Annotated in this window: 21 protein-coding genes; 16 read left to right on the forward strand and 5 right to left on the reverse strand. The window is 55.4% G+C overall.

The window, feature by feature from the left end; all coding sequences use genetic code 11:
• Positions 1-20: 20 nt before the first annotated feature.
• The 3 genes from iraP to cspE form a co-directional block, all read right to left on the reverse strand.
• Positions 21-281 carry an anti-adapter protein IraP gene (iraP, locus tag ACP3TC_RS16420; protein WP_313856056.1) on the reverse strand — a complete coding sequence of 87 codons (261 nt, stop codon included), beginning with the start codon at positions 279-281 and terminating at the stop codon, positions 21-23.
• Positions 282-537: 256 nt separating this feature from the next.
• The gene (locus tag ACP3TC_RS16425) at positions 538-693 is read right to left on the reverse strand and encodes a hypothetical protein (RefSeq protein ID WP_313856054.1); all 156 of its coding nucleotides are present in this window, start codon (positions 691-693) and stop codon (positions 538-540) included.
• 294 nt (positions 694-987) lie between these two features.
• Positions 988-1,200, reverse strand: a complete 213-nt coding sequence (cspE, locus tag ACP3TC_RS16430) for a transcription antiterminator/RNA stability regulator CspE (RefSeq protein WP_052899568.1) — start codon at positions 1,198-1,200, stop codon at positions 988-990.
• A gap of 342 nt (positions 1,201-1,542) precedes the next feature.
• On the opposite strand from cspE, the gene ACP3TC_RS16435 reads away from it, so the two are divergent.
• From ACP3TC_RS16435 to ACP3TC_RS16460, 6 genes are all read left to right on the forward strand, one after another.
• Complete coding sequence (locus ACP3TC_RS16435) at positions 1,543-2,214, forward strand: MarC family NAAT transporter (RefSeq protein ID WP_313856053.1); 672 nt, start codon at positions 1,543-1,545, stop codon at positions 2,212-2,214.
• Positions 2,215-2,420: 206 nt separating this feature from the next.
• Entirely contained in the window at positions 2,421-2,669 is a 249-nt protein-coding gene (locus ACP3TC_RS16440) for a biofilm development regulator YmgB/AriR family protein (protein WP_313856052.1), read from the forward strand.
• Positions 2,670-2,769: 100 nt separating this feature from the next.
• On the forward strand, positions 2,770-3,606 hold the full coding sequence (locus ACP3TC_RS16445; protein WP_426816841.1) for an ATP-binding cassette domain-containing protein: 837 nt from the start codon (positions 2,770-2,772) through the stop codon (positions 3,604-3,606).
• Complete coding sequence (locus ACP3TC_RS16450) at positions 3,606-4,385, forward strand: ABC transporter ATP-binding protein (protein WP_313856049.1); 780 nt, start codon at positions 3,606-3,608, stop codon at positions 4,383-4,385. Before ACP3TC_RS16445 ends, ACP3TC_RS16450 begins: the two co-directional genes overlap by 1 nt.
• Before the next feature lie 17 nt (positions 4,386-4,402).
• Positions 4,403-5,881, forward strand: coding sequence for an ABC transporter substrate-binding protein (locus ACP3TC_RS16455; RefSeq protein ID WP_426816842.1), 1,479 nt, complete (start codon positions 4,403-4,405; stop codon positions 5,879-5,881).
• Complete coding sequence (locus ACP3TC_RS16460; RefSeq protein WP_426816843.1) at positions 5,881-7,605, forward strand: ABC transporter permease subunit; 1,725 nt, start codon at positions 5,881-5,883, stop codon at positions 7,603-7,605. The genes ACP3TC_RS16455 and ACP3TC_RS16460 overlap by 1 nt, the downstream gene beginning before the upstream one ends.
• Before the next feature lie 67 nt (positions 7,606-7,672).
• On the opposite strand, the gene ACP3TC_RS16465 is transcribed toward ACP3TC_RS16460, so the two are convergent.
• Complete coding sequence (locus ACP3TC_RS16465; protein ID WP_313856045.1) at positions 7,673-7,987, reverse strand: hypothetical protein; 315 nt, start codon at positions 7,985-7,987, stop codon at positions 7,673-7,675.
• Positions 7,988-8,327: 340 nt separating this feature from the next.
• On the opposite strand from ACP3TC_RS16465, the gene ACP3TC_RS16470 reads away from it, so the two are divergent.
• From ACP3TC_RS16470 to ACP3TC_RS16485, 4 genes are read left to right on the forward strand one after another with little or no spacing between them, the layout of a single operon-like run.
• Positions 8,328-8,690, forward strand: a complete 363-nt coding sequence (locus ACP3TC_RS16470; protein ID WP_426816844.1) for a copper resistance protein — start codon at positions 8,328-8,330, stop codon at positions 8,688-8,690.
• A 46-nt stretch (positions 8,691-8,736) separates the two neighbouring features.
• On the forward strand, positions 8,737-10,755 hold the full coding sequence (locus tag ACP3TC_RS16475) for a protein-disulfide reductase DsbD family protein (RefSeq protein ID WP_426816845.1): 2,019 nt from the start codon (positions 8,737-8,739) through the stop codon (positions 10,753-10,755).
• A complete protein-coding gene (locus ACP3TC_RS16480) occupies positions 10,755-11,474 on the forward strand; it encodes a DsbA family protein (protein ID WP_426816846.1) in 720 nt (239 codons plus the stop codon). Before ACP3TC_RS16475 ends, ACP3TC_RS16480 begins: the two co-directional genes overlap by 1 nt.
• Complete coding sequence (locus ACP3TC_RS16485) at positions 11,471-11,977, forward strand: protein disulfide oxidoreductase (RefSeq protein WP_313856041.1); 507 nt, start codon at positions 11,471-11,473, stop codon at positions 11,975-11,977. Before ACP3TC_RS16480 ends, ACP3TC_RS16485 begins: the two co-directional genes overlap by 4 nt.
• Positions 11,978-12,024: 47 nt before the next feature.
• On the opposite strand, the gene ACP3TC_RS16490 is transcribed toward ACP3TC_RS16485, so the two are convergent.
• Entirely contained in the window at positions 12,025-12,321 is a 297-nt protein-coding gene (locus tag ACP3TC_RS16490; protein WP_313856040.1) for an I78 family peptidase inhibitor, read from the reverse strand.
• Positions 12,322-12,705: 384 nt separating this feature from the next.
• On the opposite strand from ACP3TC_RS16490, the gene ACP3TC_RS16495 reads away from it, so the two are divergent.
• From ACP3TC_RS16495 to ACP3TC_RS16520, 6 genes are all read left to right on the forward strand, one after another.
• Positions 12,706-13,362 (forward strand): CPBP family intramembrane glutamic endopeptidase, encoded by a 657-nt coding sequence (locus tag ACP3TC_RS16495; RefSeq protein ID WP_426816847.1) that lies wholly within the window; start codon positions 12,706-12,708, stop codon positions 13,360-13,362.
• Positions 13,363-13,640: 278 nt separating this feature from the next.
• Positions 13,641-15,173 (forward strand): ABC transporter substrate-binding protein, encoded by a 1,533-nt coding sequence (locus ACP3TC_RS16500; RefSeq protein WP_390902531.1) that lies wholly within the window; start codon positions 13,641-13,643, stop codon positions 15,171-15,173.
• Positions 15,173-16,225 carry an ABC transporter permease gene (locus tag ACP3TC_RS16505; protein WP_426816848.1) on the forward strand — a complete coding sequence of 351 codons (1,053 nt, stop codon included), beginning with the start codon at positions 15,173-15,175 and terminating at the stop codon, positions 16,223-16,225. The genes ACP3TC_RS16500 and ACP3TC_RS16505 overlap by 1 nt, the downstream gene beginning before the upstream one ends.
• A complete protein-coding gene (locus tag ACP3TC_RS16510; RefSeq protein WP_313856034.1) occupies positions 16,222-17,082 on the forward strand; it encodes an ABC transporter permease in 861 nt (286 codons plus the stop codon). Before ACP3TC_RS16505 ends, ACP3TC_RS16510 begins: the two co-directional genes overlap by 4 nt.
• Positions 17,072-17,920, forward strand: coding sequence for an ABC transporter ATP-binding protein (locus ACP3TC_RS16515; RefSeq protein ID WP_426816849.1), 849 nt, complete (start codon positions 17,072-17,074; stop codon positions 17,918-17,920). Before ACP3TC_RS16510 ends, ACP3TC_RS16515 begins: the two co-directional genes overlap by 11 nt.
• Positions 17,913-18,578 carry an ABC transporter ATP-binding protein gene (locus ACP3TC_RS16520; protein WP_313857611.1) on the forward strand — a complete coding sequence of 222 codons (666 nt, stop codon included), beginning with the start codon at positions 17,913-17,915 and terminating at the stop codon, positions 18,576-18,578. Before ACP3TC_RS16515 ends, ACP3TC_RS16520 begins: the two co-directional genes overlap by 8 nt.
• Positions 18,579-18,583 lie beyond the last annotated feature (5 nt).

Here is an 18,583-nt window from a genome sequence, read left to right on the forward strand (position 1 = left end):
ACACCGGCTTTTAATATGGCTTAATAACGCGGATGGGTTAACAGTCGTTGAATAAAGCCCTCCAGCAGGGCGGCGTCTTCAGGGCTGGTTGCGGCATCTTCCGCCGCTTTGACTATTGCGACCTTAATTCCCTCGTTGAGCTCCTGGCGCTGGGACTCTTCCATTTTACGCAGCAGTGCCGTCACCACAATTTCCAGTGCTTCAACCTGTGCCGTTAACTCTTTAGATTCTTCTTCTTTTGCAGCGAGCTTTATCAATAACTCAGCAATAAGGTTTTTCATGCTAATGTCTCAGCGATTTAAAGCTGAACGTTAACATTGAGATAAATAAATTGGTAGCAGTTTTATCTATAATTTTACAGCTTAGCAACTGGGAATAATCTACGAAGAGAGAGAAACGTTTCGATTGCCATTACAATAATAATCAAATGAATTATATCCAAAAAAAATAGTATGGTCAGATTCGGCTAAACATTATTTTTGATTGAATGGTCAAAATAAAATTATCCCCTTCTCGGTGCAAAAGGGGATTTCTGACTTAACGTGGGCCTTCCATAAAACCACCGCGCGGGCCGCCGCCATGTCCATGACCACCGCCTCCCCAACCGCCGCCGCCGCCTGGAGGCGGGAACAGACATCCGCTCAGTGCGCTGACCAGCATTACCATGGTGACTGCCTTAATAATACGACTCATAAACCTTACCTTAATGTGACAATTTCGGCTGAGTTTATGCGGTGCAGCCATGCCCGACAATGGGGAATAATCTGCATCAGGGCGCTATTAACCTTGAGTAACTACGCTTAACAATTTCCTGTCAAAACAGTGTTATAAGGCTGCAAACAGCAGGTCAGCAGGCGTCTCAGAGCGTGACCATTAAGGCAGGCTCAATCACCAGAAACGCAAAAACCCGCACAAGGCGGGTTTTTTTAGCGTTTCGTGACCAGTGCTTAAGGCGCTAAGCCTCAATTTCAGGTCGCGAGAATTCGCTTAGATAGCAGTTACGTTAGCAGCTGCTGGGCCTTTCTGGCCATTCTCGATAGAGAACTCAACTTTCTGACCTTCTTCGAGGGTCTTAAAGCCGTTGTTCTGGATCGCAGAGAAGTGTACGAAAACGTCTTTGCTGCCGTCGGTTGGAGAAATAAAACCGAAACCTTTCTCAGCGTTGAACCATTTTACTAAACCAGTCATTTTGTTAGACATTTGTCTATCCTTCATTCAATTACAAGCCACATAGGGCGAAATGGTTTGTCCACAGAATTTATGAGGCACTCAGGAAGGAGTCAGGAAGAAGAGATATCTAAGATAACGCTTGAACTGAAGACTGCTTTACTAAAACTGCTCGCATATTCGGCTCTGCTTAACAAACCGACGATGCATTTACTCACATGGCGTATTGAGATGCAAGGTTTATTTTAGCAGGACAGCATAATAGTGAGTTAAATCCCGATTCAGGCTGGATTTTAAACCTTGTAGTTATAATAATGCTGCGGATAAGGCGTCTTACTCAGGCGACAGAACCTCACTTTTTTAAGGGATGACAGCATGCTGGAACTGTTTAAAGCGGTTGGCCTCGGGTTGGTAGTGATTCTGCCGCTGGCGAACCCGTTAACTACCGTCGCTCTGTTTTTAGGCCTTGCGGGCGATATGAATTTTAACGAGCGCAACAAGCAATCGCGCGACGCATCAATCTATGTCTTTATCATTATGACCGTGGCTTTTTATGCCGGAAACGTCGTAATGGACACCTTTGGCATCTCGATACCCGGCTTAAGGATGGCGGGTGGCCTGATTGTTGCTTTTATCGGTTTTCGCATGCTGTTTCCGCAAAAACCGGCCGGACAGTCGGTTGAAGCGGAGCATAAACAGGATGAAATGAGCGAACGCAAAGCGGTAAATATTGCCTTTGTGCCGCTGGCAATGCCCAGCACCGCCGGCCCTGGTACCATTGCGATGATTATCAGCACCGCATCAACCATCCGTAACGGCGTCGAATTTTCGCCATGGGTCGTGATGGTCGCACCGGTACTCACTTTCTTTACCGTCAGCGTAATTTTATGGATCAGCCTGCGCAGTTCCGGCGCAATTATGCGGGTGGTAGGTAAAGGCGGCATTGAAGCCATTTCACGTCTGATGGGATTCCTGCTGGTCTGCATGGGGGTGCAATTTATTATTAATGGCGTGCTGGAGGTTATCAGTACTTATCCGCACGCATAATCCGCACGTATAATGTGAAAAAATATTTCAGCTGGCGGCTGACATTTGTATCGCCGCCAGCTATGGTTAAAAAATCCCCACCTGTTTAGCTTCAGGCAAGTGGCGGGTCAACTGTTCTGGTGACCCGTGATCGCACTCATACGCTTTCTCTATCCTCTCATCGGGTGACCGATGGGTGACCGATGCCGCTGTTTCGGAGGTTTATCATGCGAGCTGTTTCATACGGCGCAGGCCGTGAGATTACCGAATATTTTAACAGTCCGGCATGGCATGCTCCGCGCGAAGCCGAACTCCTGGCCGCTATAATGACCGAGCTGATGCAGGCCGGTAAGCCAGCGACCAGTAAGGCGATTATTGCCAGCGTCATCGGTCGGCTGGAGCGTGAAGTAGATGAAGCGATGTTGCAGGGCTACCGCAATGTGTTGGCGCAAATCATGGATGAGCAGCGGGAATAAGATTTTTTAATTAACGGGTAAACAGTGAAACTCACTTTGCATCACCCCGTTATAATTTGTTATGTTATCACATAACAAGCTCACTTTTTTTCGCGATGCCATGCTGACTTCTGTATCTCAGGCACCTGACACGGTGCTGCAACTGATTAATCTCGACTTAATGCTGTCACGACAGCAAAAACTGCATGGCGTCAGTTTCACCCTGCGGCGGGGCGAGTGCGTCTGCCTGTTGGGAGAGTCGGGCTGTGGCAAATCACTGACCGCCAGTGCGATTGTCGGCGCCCTGCCCGCCGCCGCCAGTTTAGGCGGTGGCTTGCAGATTGCCGGGCAATCGGTGCTGGGCTGTCCGCCAGCACAGCGCTCTGTCAGCACCCGCGCCGCGATGATTTTTCAGGATTCAGCCAGCGCGCTCAATCCGCTGGTCACTATCGGTAAACAGTTACAATTGGTGTTGCGCGCACGTCAGTCACTGTCTCGCCATGATGCTCAACAGGCTGCTGCCGCACTGCTGGAAGAGATGGGTTTTAACGACAGCATAAAAGTGTTGAGTAGCTACCCGGCAGAATTATCCGGTGGCCAGCGCCAGCGCGTCTGCATTGCGCTGGCGCTGGCCAGTCAAAGTCCGCTGATCGTCGCCGATGAACCCACCAGCGCCCTTGATGTCGTCACTCAGCAAACGGTCGTTGCCGCATTTCAGCGTCTGCTACAGCGGCCGGATGCTCCTGCACTGCTGTTTATCACCCATGATATTGTGCTGGCCGCACAGCTCAGCCGCCAGGCTCTGGTAATGGAACAGGGTCATATTGTCGAGAACAGCAGCATAAAGCAGTTACTGACGCAGCCACGGCATCCGGCCAGCCAGCGATTGGTGGCGGCAGCACGCCATGCTGAACAAAGCTTTGTACGCCAACAACCGTCACTCCAGGGGATTGCCTGATGTCGTCGGCCGCGTTTCTTGAAACACGCCAGCTCAGCTATCAGCCTGCCGGGCTGCGCCACGCCCTGGTTTCAAACATCTCGCTGCAACTGCACGCTGGCGAGCGTGTGGCGCTGATTGGCTCGTCCGGCTGTGGCAAATCTACTCTGCTGAAACTGATGCTGGCATTGCTGCCCGCCAGCGAAGGCACGGTGTGGTGTCAGGGCCAGTTAATTCGTCCCGCCTCGGTACGCGCTTTACGCGGTTATCGCCAGCAGGTGCAATATATCGCGCAGGATCCGGCGACCACGCTCGATCCGCGACGTAACGTGGCTGATGCACTGGCCGAACCGCTGCGCCAGTTAACCAACAGCAAACCTAATATCCCTCAGCTGGAGCAGGCGCTGCAGCAAGTCAGGCTCGATCGTCATCTGCTGAACCAGCGCTGTGCCAGCTTATCCGGCGGCCAGGCGCAGCGAGTGGCGATAGCCCGCGCCATTGCGCTGCGGCCACGCTTTCTGCTGGCTGACGAACCACTCAGCGGGCTCGACCTGCCATTAAGACAGCAGATCGGTCAGCTGCTGGCGGATCTTGCCGATCAAAATGACATGGGCTTACTGGTGGTTTCCCACGATCTGTCGTCGGTTGCTGCGCTTTGTCATCGGGTACTGGTGATGCATAACGGCGAAATCGTTGAGGATGCGCCGACGCAACAGTTACTGAGTAATCCACAACATCCGGCATCGCAGCAGTTGCTGAACGCCATTCCCCGTTTACCTCCTCTGGTCTGTTTACAATAATAAAGGATATCTGGTTAATGAAAGCTCGCATTTTTTGGCTGCTGAGTACCAGCTTACTGCTTAGCGGTTGCTTTAACGAACAGGAAGCCCAGCCGGACGAGTCACGCATTCGTCTGGCAATGTTACAACCGCCGCGTTCCGGCCTGACGCCGCTCAGCGATGACGCCTTTAAGCTGTCGCGCTGGCAGACGGCGGAAACGCTGGTCACGCTTGATGCGCTGGGCGAAGCCAAACCCGCGCTGGCCACCCGCTGGCAACAACTCGACGATCGGCGCTGGCGCTTTGAATTACGCGATAACGTTCATTTTCACGATGGCAGTCTGCTGACCTCAGAAGCCGTAGTCCGGTCACTGACGGTTGCTACCCACGCGGCACCGAAGCCGCGTATTCTTGATGGCGTGACGCTGGATATTGTCGCCGACGGCGATGGCGCGGTGGTGGTCACCAGTGCCGATCCCGATCCGCTGCTTCCTCAACGCCTCTCCAGTCCGCAACTGGCGATTCTTGCCGCTAAAGCCTATGGAGCCAATGGCGTGGTCAATCCGCTGGGCAGCGGCAGCGGACCATTTATTCTGCGCAAGGTCACCGGCACCAGCAGCGCCAGCTTAGATCGCTTTGATAATTACTGGGGCGAGAAAGCGCGATCCAGCGGCATAGATGTCAGCTTCGTACCGGATGGCGCGGCCCGCGCAGCGGCGCTGCGTACCGGCAGCGCGGATATTGTGGAAGCGGTACCAGTATCCCAGGCCGCCCTGCTGAAACCTGAGCAAATCCACGAAGTGCCAATGCCACGCACCAATACGCTATACCTTAACAGTCAGCACGGCGTCTTCCGTGATGCGGCGTTGCGGGCAGCGGTGCGTGATGCGATTAATCGTCAGCAGCTGGTAGATAATGTCTATGAAAAGCGTGCGGATATCGCGGAAGGCCTATTAGGACCAGCGCTGCCGTGGGCAGCGCAACTGCGTCAGCCGGTCGCGAATCCGGTCGCCGCCGCTAAACCTGATGGCCAGGTGATCACGCTGGCGACCTTCAGCGACCGCGCAGAGCTGCCGGAAGTGGCGGTCTATCTGGCGCAGCAATTAACCGCTGCCGGTTTCCAGGTTAAGCAGGTAGTGCGCGAGTATGCGCATATCGAAGCCGATGCGCTGGCGGGTAAATTCGACGCCTTTATTCTGTCACGCGCCACGGTGCTCGATTCAGGCGATCCGGTGGCCTATATGTACAGCGACTTTGCCTGCAAAGGTTCATTTAACATTGCTCAACTGTGTCAGCCCGCAATCGATAAGGCACTGCAACAGGCCGCCGCGATCCCCGCAGGTGAATTACGCCGCAAGGCCATTATGGCCGCAGAAAATCTGATCCTTGCCAGCAATGCGGCGATACCGATGTTACATGAACGCGTAATCCAGGGAGAAAGCCCGGCGGTGCGTGATGCCGAACGCGATCCGCGCGAGCGCCGTCTGATCACCAGCCAGACCCACCTGGAGCGATAATGCGCTCTCTTTCTGCCCTGCTGCCACTGCTCTCGCGCCTGATTACCCTGAGCGCGATGGTGATTCTGGTTGGCATTTTGCCGTGGCTGGCGGGGGGCGATCCTGCTCTGGCACTACTGCGCGCCCGCTCCGGCGATCAGGAAGCGACGCCGGAAGCACTGGAAGCTATTCGCCACTCGCTGGGACTGCATCTGGGACCAGATGCACTGCTGTGGCACTGGTTGCAGAATTTGCTGCAGGGTGACGCCGGTAACTCGTGGATATCCGGCATGCCGGTGCTGCCGGGTATGTTGCAGGCCACGGCGGTCTCACTGACGTTAATGGGCTGTGCGCTACTGGTGGCATTGCTGCTGCTGGCGCTGATCTGCCTGCCGGTAATGCGCGCCGGACTGGCTGGGGTAGCACGCCGTCCCTCCGGTACCGTAGCGGCGGCGCTGACCGCGTTACCGGAATTTCTGCTGGCGGCGCTATTATTGCTGGTGGGTTCCGTCTGGCTCGGCTGGTTTCCTCCGTTTGGCTGGAGCGGCTGGCACTCGGCAGTTCTACCGGCACTGGCGCTGGGTATTCCGGCTGGTGGTCTGCTGGGACGGCTGTTTTCTGATGCGCTGAGCGCCAGTTTCCAGGAAAAGTGGGTACTGAGCTGGCAAACTGCCGGTATTCCGGCTCGTAGCCTGGCGCTGGCAGCGATCAAGCGCACCCTGCCCGCGATGCTGCCGCAGCTGGCGATGGTATTGATTGGCCTGACTGGCGGTGCGATTGCGGTAGAAAAAGTGTTTGCCATTCCCGGCTTAGGTCGCGCCACGCTTGGCGCGGCGGCCGCCAGCGATTTGCCCGCACTACAAACCGGCATGCTGATTCTGCTGCTGCTGGGCAGTGCTGCCGGTCTGACAGCAAATCTGTTACAGCGGTTATTATTAGGCCCGGCACTGAAAGCGGGCGCATTGCCTGCTCCCCCACCACAATCTTCTGGTAAATCCTTCGCCTGGTGGGTTCCGGCAGGCTGCCTGTTACTATTGCTGGCGCTGATTGCCGCCGGATTGCCGCGCGACGCTTTCAGCTCAGACTGGCTGCGGCTGCAACCGCCCTCCTGGTCGCTGCCGTTCGGAGCCGATGCCATGGGACGCGATATTCTGGCGCGCGTGGCGCAGGGTGCATTACATACTTGCTTGCAGGCGCTACTGGTCACACTCTGCTGCCTGGTGACTGGAATTCTGGTGGGGCTGTTTCCACGCGTGATGGTTGGACCGATTGAGGTGGCTAATGCCACCCCTGCGGTGATTGCCGGCATGGTGATTGCCGCTATCAATGGCCCGACCGCCGCTGGCGCGGTAATCGCCGTAATTATCGTCAGCTGGGCACCGCTGGCGGCGCATACCGCCGCGCTGGTAGCCGAAATTAACGCCCAGCCGCATGTGCGTATGTTACCGGTGCTGGGGGTTGGCCCGCTGCGCCGGGCATGGCGCTATGTGCTGCCGCCGATGATTGCGCCGCTGTTACGCCATGCAATGCTAAGGCTGCCGGGCAACGCGCTGGCGCTGGCAGGCCTGGGCTTTCTCGGCCTTGGGCCACAACCACCGGCGGCCGACTGGGGAATTGTGCTGGCAGAAGGGATGCCTTATATCGAACGTGCTCCCTGGGCGGTGGTCGCCCCGGCACTGGCACTGATTATACTGTCGATTCTGGCGGTAACCAGCGCCAGCCTGTCGCGAAAGACCCGAGGGTAACGCCTGTCATACGGATGGGCAGTAAAAACGCCGCCCATCCGAGACTTCAATATTAATCATCAATAAATTATGGCAGCAAATCGTCAGCTTCTGTCACTGAGGCACGCTGGGTAGCACGCTGATAAAGACAGAGTTCGCGACCACGCTTATTTTTCATATGTTTTTGCGGGTAAGTGCCCTGAAGCACCAGCGCAGAATACCCCACGCGATCGCTGAACAACATCACCTTACTGACCGGTTTGGCATTTTTTAATCCACTGGCCTTGATGCAGGCCTGTTTCATCCGGTGGTCGCCGGAAAGCCAGGATTCCGTCGATGCCGCCAGCACCGGCGTCGTGGTGCCCAATACCGCCAACAACACTAACCACTTAGAACAATGCATAATCACTCCTCCAATTTTATCGGTTACAGCGTAGACGATCGCCATGGCAACTAAACAGCAGAAAACAGGTGTGGTTACCAGGATAATTCTCGCACCAACTGCGCCGGAATCGCTGAGGCGTGATGTAATAAAAAAATCCCGCACGGGGCGGGAAGAGTTGAAAGGCGAGCATTGCCTATTTTAATAGTAACGAGGAGAGCATCGTTTAGTGACAGAATCAGCCTGACATGCCGCTGTTGCAGCAATATGACAGTCAGGTCACACAAATGTTTACATCCGTTACCATTGCCAAACCGATTTACGCCGTTAAGATAACCTCACTTTCTGTTCTGAGGCTGCAATGGAAAAACGGCGTCGTATCGCAACAAGCTTTCTCGCTCTGGCGTGTCTGGTGGTGCTGATCTGCATCACTCAGCGCATTGCGAGCCTGCACGCCTTGCAGATGAGACTCAGTGAAAGCGCCACGCTCAGCACTGCGCCCGGTACTGAACAGGCCGAAGCTCCGCTAACTTCCTGTGAACTCAGCAGTAAATCGCTGTTGATGGCCTCGCCGCTGATTTTTGAAAGCGCGCTGTTTGCCGCCGTCATCCTGCTGTCGATGCTGGCGCTGACCCGTGCTCTGCCGCTGCGCTTCCCACCGATACGCGAATTCTCTTCGCCGGTGCTGCGAATACATCTGAGAAACTGCGTCTTCCGCGAATGATTTGCCGCTCTGCCCGGCACTGAAAAAATCATTTACGGAGAAAATCATGTTATTACCCATCAGGAGTTTGCTCCTGCTGCTGCTGTTGTGGCTGCCTGCATTACAGGCGGCAGACAGCGGCTGGCTGCAAAATCCACAAAACGACCACGCACAGGTGCGCCTGCGCGCCGATACTTCACAGCCGGAGCAAATCCGGTTGCTACTCGACGTCGAGCTACAAAAGGGCTGGAAAACTTACTGGCGCTCACCCGGTGAAGGCGGCATTGCGCCGGAAATTCGCTGGCAGGACAATCCCGCTCAGGCTCAATGGTTCTGGCCGACACCGCAACGCTTTACCGTTTCTGGCCTGACAACCCAGGGTTATCACCATCGGGTCAGCATTCCGATTGTGCTGCCTGCCGACAGCCGCCGCCTGCTGGCGGGCACCTTGACGTTATCTACCTGTAGCAACGTCTGCATTCTCACCGATTACCCCTTCAGCCTTGATCTGAGCGCCGCGGCTGACGCGCAGTTTGGCCACGATTTTGCCGAGGCGATGGGGCGGGTTCCGATTGAGCATGGCGTCACCGATCGGCTACACGCGGGCTACAGTCAGGGACAATTACAGCTGATTGCTGAGCGTGAAACAGGCTGGCAGCAGCCGGAACTGTTCTTTGATGGCTTTGCGGACGCCAGCCTTGGCGCGCCCGCCATCACCATCAAAGGCAGTCAGTTACAGGTACGCGTACCGGTTACCGACCAGTGGGGAGAACAAGCCCCTGACTTACGCCAGCGCAAGCTGTCACTGGTGATTGCCGACCAGGGGCTGGCTCAACAAACGACGCTGGAAATCGGTGAAGCGCTGGCGCTGAATCCGGCCAGCCCGCCATGGTGGCAACTGATGCTGTTGGCGCTGGCCGGGGGATTTATCCTGAACCTGATGCCGTGCGTGCTGCCGGTGCTGGCGATGAAACTCGGCACGATTATCCAGACGGAGCGGCGCGACCGTCGCAGCGTACGGCTGCAATTCCTCGCGTCCACCAGCGGCATTCTGCTCTCGTTTATGGCGCTGGCGCTGATGATGACGCTATTGCGGCTCGGCAATCACGCGCTGGGCTGGGGCATTCAGTTTCAGAATCCGTGGTTTATTGCACTGATGCTGTTCATCACGCTGCTGTTTAGCATCAACCTGTTTGGCTGGCTATATCTGCGCCTGCCTTCGTCGCTGAATAGCCGCTTAGCTACTTATGGCGGCGACCGTGGCCTCGCCGGACATTTCTGGCAAGGCGCTTTTGCCACTCTGCTGGCGACGCCGTGCTCGGCACCGTTCCTGGGTACTGCCGTCGCAGTGGCGCTGGTGTCCCCACTGCCGATGCTGTGGGGAATTTTCCTTGCGCTGGGGGTTGGCATGAGCCTGCCGTGGATAGCGATTGCCCTCTGGCCGAGGCTGGCGTTAAGTTTGCCGCGCCCCGGACGCTGGATGAATCAGCTACGCGTCCTGCTGGGGCTACTGATGCTGGCCTCCAGCGCCTGGCTGCTTAGCCTGCTGAGCAGCCATATCGGTAGCAGCAACACGCTGATCATCGCCGCGCTGATCGCCGTCATCCTGCTGGCGCTTCAGTTAAAACATCATGGCGGCAAAACCACCGCCATCAGCGCGATGATGGTGCTGTTGATCTCCGCCGCGCTGCTGTTCAGCTGGCGCAAAGGGCCTCAACCGCTCCAGGATAACGTCCACTGGCAGCCGCTAACGGAACAGGCAATTACCCAGGCACTGGCTGAGCACAAGCGGGTATTTATTGATGTTACCGCCGACTGGTGCATCACCTGTAAAGCCAATAAATACCATGTATTACTGCGCGATGACGTGCAGCAAGCACTGCAAGCTGAAGATGTGATTGCGCTGCGCGGTGACTGGAGCCATCCGTCAGCGCCGATCAGCGCGTTTTTACAACGCCGCGGCAGTGTCGCTGTGCCTTTTAACCAAATTTATGGACCGGGATTACCTCAGGGCAAGGTGCTGTCGCCGCTGCTGGATCGTGAAACCCTGATGCAAACCCTGAACGACGCCAAAGGAGAAAATTAATGAAAAAGCTGATGATATTATTGCTGTTAGTCGCGACGCCATTATGGGCCGCCGCACCTTTCACCGCGGAACAGGAAGCGCGTATTAAACAATTAATCGGTGAAACGCTGGTAGAGAACCCACAGATCCTTGCGCAGGCGGCAGATGCTTATGATAAGCAGGCAGAGCAACAGCAAAAAGAGGTTGTGGCACAGGTTATTGAACAGAATAAAACGGCACTGTATCAGGATCCCGGCTCGCCGCGTATCGGTGCCAAAGATGCCAGGCTGACGCTGGTCTCTTTTACCGACTATAACTGCCCGTTCTGTAAGCAATTCGATCCGCTGCTGGAGAAGCTGGTGAAAACCTATCCAGACGTCGCGGTGGTGATTAAATTACTGCCGTATCGTTCGGAAAGTTCACTGACCTCAGCGCGTGCAGCGTTGACGGTGTGGCAACAAAATCCACAGCAATTCCTCGCGCTGCATCAGCGTCTGATGGCGAAGAAAGGCTATCACGATGATGCCAGTATCCTTGCTGCCGAAAATAAACTGGGCATTAAACCGGGCGAGCCCAGCAAGCAGAGTCTTGAAATCGTTAACAGCAGCCTGCAGCTGGCGCAGCATCTTGGCATCCAGGGTACGCCTGCCACGCTGATTGGCGATAGCTTAATATCCGGTGCTGTCAGTTGGGAACAGCTGGAAGATAGGGTGAAGCAGCAGCTGGCTCGCCAACAATGAAAAAGCTGAAACGCCTGCTGCGCGAAGCGCTGCTGATGCTGCTGTTGATTGCCGGAGTGGTTTACGCCCTCGACAGCTTTCGCGCGCCTCAGGCACCGTTAACCTTTGCCGATCAGCAGCTGCAAACCATTGATGGTGAAACCGTCACTCTGGCGGCCCTCAGCGATCAACGGCCGCTGTTGGTCTATTTCTGGGCCAGCTGGTGCGGCATCTGTCGTTACACGACTCCGGCGGTGGCAGCAATGTCCGACGGGGGAGCCAATGTGATCTCAGTCGCGCTGCGATCCGGTGAAGCACAGAACGTCACGGATTATTTGCAGGCGAAAGGTTACCGCTTGCCGGTGGTCAATGATGAAAAGGGAATGCTGTCATCCCGCTGGCAAGTGGGCGTCACGCCAACGCTGGTGATCATTAATAAAGGTGAGGTGGTCAGCAGTACTACCGGCTGGACCAGCAGTTGGGGAATGAAGCTGCGCTTATGGTGGGCGGAGAAAAAACCGTAACTCGCCGTAGAGAAAGGGGCGAAAAATCTTCGCCCCTTTTCAACGGATTAGCCGCAGTAAACGCTGCTGATTTTACCGCTGCTGTCAGCCATAAAGTTCAGACGATTCAGATTGAAGTCCATGGTGACCGCAGAATTGTACGGGATCGCGCGCACCGGCACGGAGAATTTCACCTGATCCAAAGAAGAAAGAGGTTTACCCACATAGCTCTGATACTGCGAAGCACCGCAGCGATCGTTTTCAGGATCGACAGGCTGCACGCCAGCGTCATTTTTAGGTGTAGTATTACAAGCGGTCAGTGCAAACATAGCTGCCAGCATCAGTGATTTAGCATAAAACTTCACGTATTCACTCCTCTTCGACGTGTTTTTACCTCAGTTCGCCACCAAGATTAGCAGATCGCGTTGCCGAATGAGACCAATTTTTGACCTTTCGTGCCTTGCACGTTTCATCAGCTTAAAGCGGCACTAATCGCGCAAATTTAAGCCTCGCGAGCGATATAATTACCTAAGATAAATCTGAGGAGGTAATGATGGAATTGGCTATTTTTATCTGTGCTGCCGCGTTGATGACGGTTATCGCCATCCGGGTACGTTAGGCGATCAATCGCTTCGGGCCGGGTATTCACCTGGCCCATCAGTTATCCCACTCTGCTCTGTTCCCTGCCCTCGCTCGACAGCGTTTTAACTGATTGATAGTATTACGCACCCCATCTTTCCGAGCAAAATATGAACGCCACCAGTAACCGAATTACGCTGACGCTGTTTTACGGCGGCATGTTTGTAGTCTGGTATTTGATTACTCTGCTGATCACCCTGTTTCCCAATTTCAGTCAGCTGCGCAGCAACGGGCTGCTGGTACCGGTTATTTGCCTGTTCGAAACCGCCGTACTGTGGCCACTCTATCGTTTTTATTGCAGCCGCCGCGACGATATTCCGTTTGGCAAACTGCGCCGCAATTCTGTGCTGCTGTTTATCGCGGCGTTGATTACGCTGATGCTTATTCAGAGCTGGGTACTTCAGCCAGAAGCCTGGCTGGAACAGCAGTCGCAGCAAAGCCGCCCGATGCTGCTGATTTTGCTGTTTTCCGCCGTGATCCTCGCGCCAATATTTGAAGAAATTTTGTTCCGTGGCTTTCTGTTACAGGGATTATTACTCTGGTTACCGAAAACTCCGCTGGCCTGCATGATCCTGACCTCGATTCTGTTTGCCGTGCTGCATACGCAGTACGTCCATCTGCAAACCATGATCATGCTGATGCTGTTCTCACTGCTGCTGTGCTATGCACGGCTCAAATCCGGCAGTCTGATCCTGCCGATATTTCTGCATATGCTGAATAATCTGGTGGCGCTGTTGCCCGCGCTGTACGCGGCAATGCAGGCGTGATAAGTCGTAACGATAGATGGCATAAGTAATCCCTTTGTTTTCGCGGTAGAAAATTGATTAATACCACCTATGCTGATAGCAGCAACTGGCGATTTAACGCGCCGTTGTGGCGCGAAATGATTAACGCCTATAACCGATTTCATTTACTTAGAACAAAAACACATATCGATAGCCTTTAATCTACTATTTGATCAGCCTTCCGGTCAATTACACTCGCGACAAATTTTAGGTAAGGAAACGTCATGAAAAGTATCGTTCCGTCAATGATCGCCGTGGCGCTGGCCACCTCATTTGCCGCTCATGCAGCGACCCCGCCAGATACGCTGGTGATTGCCCAGTCTATCGATGACGCCAGCAGTTTTGATCCGGCGCAGGGCTTTGAACTGACCTCAATGCAGGCCTTTACTAATATTTATCAGCGCCTGGTACAGTCAGATCCACAGAATCCGGTCGACCTGAAACCGACGCTGGCTACCTCCTGGCAGGCCGGCAGCGACAACCGCAGCCTGACCTTTGCGCTGCGCGATGGCGCAAAATTTTCCACTGGCAACCCGCTACGTCCGGAAGATGTGATCTTCTCGCTGTCGCGCGTAGTGAAGCTGAATCTCGATCCTTCATTTATCCTGACCCAGCTTGGCTGGACTAAAGATAATGTTGATGCACAGCTGAAGAAAATTGATGACCAGCACGTGCAAATTAGCTGGACGGCGGATGTCAGCCCGACTTTTGTACTAAGCCTGCTCTCAGCGCCGGTCGCATCGGTGGTTGATGAAAAAACCGTCATGGCCAATCAGCAGAAAAACGATCTCGGTAACCAGTGGTTGGGTGGCCATTCTGCCGGTAGCGGCCCTTACCAGATTCGCAAATATATCCCACATGAAGTGGTACTGCTGACGGCAAATCCAGCCTCGCCGGCGGGTGCTCCGAAGCTGAAAAATATCCTGATTAAAAACGTTCCGGAACCGGCTACGCGTCGTCTGCTGCTGGAACAGGGTGATGTGGATATCGCGCGTAATCTGGGTGCCGATCAGATTGCCGCGCTGAAAGGTAAAGCGGGCGTCAAGCCGCTGGCCATTCCGTTCGCTTCACTCTATTACATGCAATTCAATATCGATGCCTCTCCGGCGCTGAAAAACCCGGCGCTATGGGAAGCATCCCGCTATCTGTTTGACTATAAGGGCATTGCCGACGAGTTGCTGAAAGGCCAGTTCAAAGTGCATCAGTCATTCCTGCCGGAAGGCTATCTCGGCGCGCTGAACGACAACCCATACAGCTACGATCCGGAAAAAGCCAAGGCGATTCTGCAGAAAGCTGGCCTGACTAACGTGCGCTTTAAGCTCGCCGTCAGTAACCAGCCACCGTATCTGGATATTGCCCAGGCGTTGCAGGCCAGCTTTGCCAAAGGTGGCGTTAACATTGAGCTGATCCCTGGCCTGAGCACTGAAGTCTCCACCAGCGTTAAAGCCCATAAATATGAAGCCACACTCAATGCATGGGGCGCGGACTATTTCGATCCCAACACTAACGCTTCAGCCTTTGCTTATAATCCGGAAAATGGCAGCACCACGCTGGCGTGGCGCTCAAACTGGCACATTCCTGAGCTAAGCAAGCAGACGCTGGCCGCCACTGCCGAAAGCGATCCCGCCAAACGCATTGAGCTGTACCAGAATATGCAGCGCGAAGTGCAAAAGAGTTCACCGTATGTAATAGGACTACAGGCGCGTAATCTGATTGCAGTACGCGATAACCTGAAAGGCTATGTGCAGGGAATTAACCCGGATATGGTTTACTACAACCAGGTCAGCAAGTAATGTCAGTCACTTCCACAGAAGCCGGGTCCGCCCGGCGTTTCTGGCGCGGTGGCGGTCGTTTCGCTACCGGCCTGATTTCGCTACTGGTCACGCTGCTTGGCCTGCTGGCGTTTACTTTCATGTTGTCTCATCTGTCGCCGGTCGATCCGGTGTTACAGATCGCCGGCGATCACGCCAGCGAGTCGACTTACGCCCAGGTACGCCACGATTTGGGTCTCGACCAGCCGGTACTGATGCAATTCTGGCACTATATTGAGCACCTGGCGCGCGGTGATATGGGAATATCCCGTATTACCAATCAGCCGGTTGTCAGCGATCTGCTGCGCACCTTCCCTGCCACCGTCGAGCTGGCGACCTGTGCAATGATTTTTGGCGCCTTTTTTGGCATCTCGCTGTCGCTGCTGGCGGCATGGAAGCCGGGCAGCATTATCGATAACCTCGCCCGAATGATTTCGCTGCTCGGCTATTCGGTACCAATTTTCTGGCTTGGCTTACTTGGCCTGCTGCTGTTCTATGCGGTTTTGCACTGGTCGGCGGGTCCGGGTCGGCTGGATGATATCTATGTCTACACGCTGGAGCCGACCACCGGTTTTGTGCTGATTGACAGCTGGCTCTCTGGCGATCCGGAAATGTTCCGCAATGCGATTGCTCATCTCTGGCTGCCGGTGGTGGTACTTGGCATGCTGGCGATGGCGGGCATTACCCGCCTGCTGCGCGCGGCTCTGCTGGAAGAGAGCAGCAAAGAGTATGTGACGCTGGCACGGGCTAAAGGTGCCGGGCGCGGTCGCATTCTGCTGTTGCATATCTTCCCTAACGTCTCCGGCACGCTGATTACCGTGCTGGCACTCTCTTATGCCTCACTGCTGGAAGGCTCGGTGCTGACCGAAACCGTCTTTGCCTGGCCGGGCGTTGGCCGCTATATGACCACCGCGCTGTTCGCCTCCGATGCTCCGGCGATCCTTGGCTCAACGCTGCTGATTGGCAGCTGCTTTATTGTGCTGAACACCCTGGCTGATGTGTTGACCTGGCTAACCGATCCGAGAACCCGATGACGCAAAATTTAACTGATGCTGAAACAGTGGCACCGCGCCGCCATCGCCGCCGCCGGATTACCACGCTGGCGATCGGCGGCACGCTGGTTGCCATCCTGCTGTTGGCCGCGCTGTTTGCGCCGCTACTGGCTCCTTTTGATCCTAACGCCCAGCAGATGGCCGCGCGCCTGATGCCACCGTCGGCAACCCACTGGCTGGGAACCGATGGTTTTGGCCGCGACCTGTTGTCGCGCGTGATTTACGGAACCCGTCCCACGCTATTACTGGTGTCACTGATTCTGGTGCTGACGATTCCGGTTGGCATGCTGACGGGCATTGCCGCAGGCTACCTTGGTGGCTGGACTGAACGCGTGCTGATGCGCATTACTGACATCTTTTTATCACTGCCTAACCTGGTGATTGCGCTGGCGTTAGTGGCGATGCTCGGTCCTGGCCTGATGAACGGTGCGCTGGCACTGGCACTGACCAGCTGGCCGCCGTTTGCCCGTCAGGCGCGGGCGGAAACGCTGGCGCTGCGCCGCAGCGATTATCTGGCGGCGGCACGCATGCAGGGAATTACCGGTTTACGCCTGATGTTTGGCCATATTCTGCCGCTGTGTATGCCAAGCGCGGTGGTACGTGCCGCCCTCAGCCTGGGTGGAATCATTCTGGCAGCGGCTGGCCTTGGCTTTCTCGGCATGGGCGTCCAACCGCCGACCGCGGAATGGGGTTCGATGGTGGCCGAAGGCAGTAAAGTCATTTTTGATCAGTGGTGGGTCGCTGCCGCACCGGGTGGCGCGATTCTGTTTGCCAGCCTGGCTTTTAACCTGACAGGCGACGGCCTGCGTGACCGACTGGATACCCGCAATGCCAACTAATAATTCTCCGCTGATTGTGGCCGACCGGCTCAACATTTCACTGGATAATGGCACAACGCTGGTTAACAACCTGTCATTTTCCCTTGGCCGCGAGCGCGTAGCGCTGGTCGGCGAATCCGGTTCGGGTAAATCCCTGACCGCCCGCTCACTGATGGGCCTGCTCTCCCCTTCACTGCATATCGGGGCGCGAACCTTAAATGTCGCCGGTGAAAATGCGCTGACGCTGAGTGAGCGACGCTGGAGCCAGCTGCGGGGTAATAAACTGGCGATGGTGATGCAGGATCCTAAATATGCCCTGAATCCCTCCCGCACGATTGGCTGGCAGGTTGAGGAACCGCTTAAACTGCATCGCGACTTCAGCCGCGCCGAACGGCGTGAAAAGGTGTGTGAAATGCTTGATGCCGTCGGCCTGCCGCAGCCGAAACAGCTGATGGATCGCTATCCGCATCAGCTCTCAGGTGGAATGGGACAGCGCGTCATGCTGGCCATCGCGCTGATTGCCGATCCACAATTTCTGATTGCCGATGAACCGACTTCAGCGCTCGATCACGCCATGCGCGATCAAGTGCTGGCACTGATTCGTCGGCTGATTGAACAACGTAATATGGGTTTACTGCTCATCAGTCACGATCTGCAACAGGTGGCCGAACACTGTGACCGGGTGATGGTGATGTATAAGGGCGAAGTGCTGGATAGCCTGCCAGCAGCAGAGTTGCCGCACGCCACGCATCCTTACACTCGTACGCTGTGGTCATGCCGTCCAGGCAAGGCGACTCACGGCCAACCGTTGCCGGTACTGGATCGCGCGGCACTGGAGGCACATCGTGAGCATAATTGATTTGCAACAGCTTAGCGTGGCACACCGTCAGGGCTACGATCTGCGCACCGTGGTGCATGATGTTTCACTGTCGATTAACACCGGAGAATGTTTTGGACTGGTGGGTCCTTCCGGCTGCGGTAAGTCATCGCTGCTGTGGGTAATGGCCGGGCTGAATCCGCACTGGAGCGGCAGCATGCGGCTGGCGGGGCATCAGGCCGAAGCGGGTAAAGCCTTCACTGGTGATTTACGTCGCGAAGTGCAGATGGTATTTCAGGATCCCTATGCTTCTCTGCATCCGCGCCATCGCCTGCGCCGTACGCTGGCCGAGCCGCTCAAGCTGCTGAAGATAAAAGATATTGATGACCGTATCAGCCAGGGCTTTCGCCATGTCGGCCTCGATCCGGCGATGGCCGAACGCTATCCACATCAGCTCTCTGGTGGGCAGCGTCAGCGCGTTGCCATTGTGCGCGCACTGCTGCTGGAGCCGAAAGTATTACTGCTGGACGAGCCAACCTCAGCACTGGATATGTCGGTACAGGCAGAGATCCTTAATTTGCTTAACGACCTGAAACGCCAGGATAATCTGACTATGGTACTGGTCAGCCACGATCCTGATGTGATTGATCATATGTGCGATCGTGCCGCCCATATGGCCAACGGCCGCATCGTCGGCTAGCAGTA

The organism is Winslowiella sp. 2C04, from assembly GCF_050037805.1.
Lineage (GTDB): Bacteria > Pseudomonadota > Gammaproteobacteria > Enterobacterales > Enterobacteriaceae > Erwinia > Erwinia toletana_A.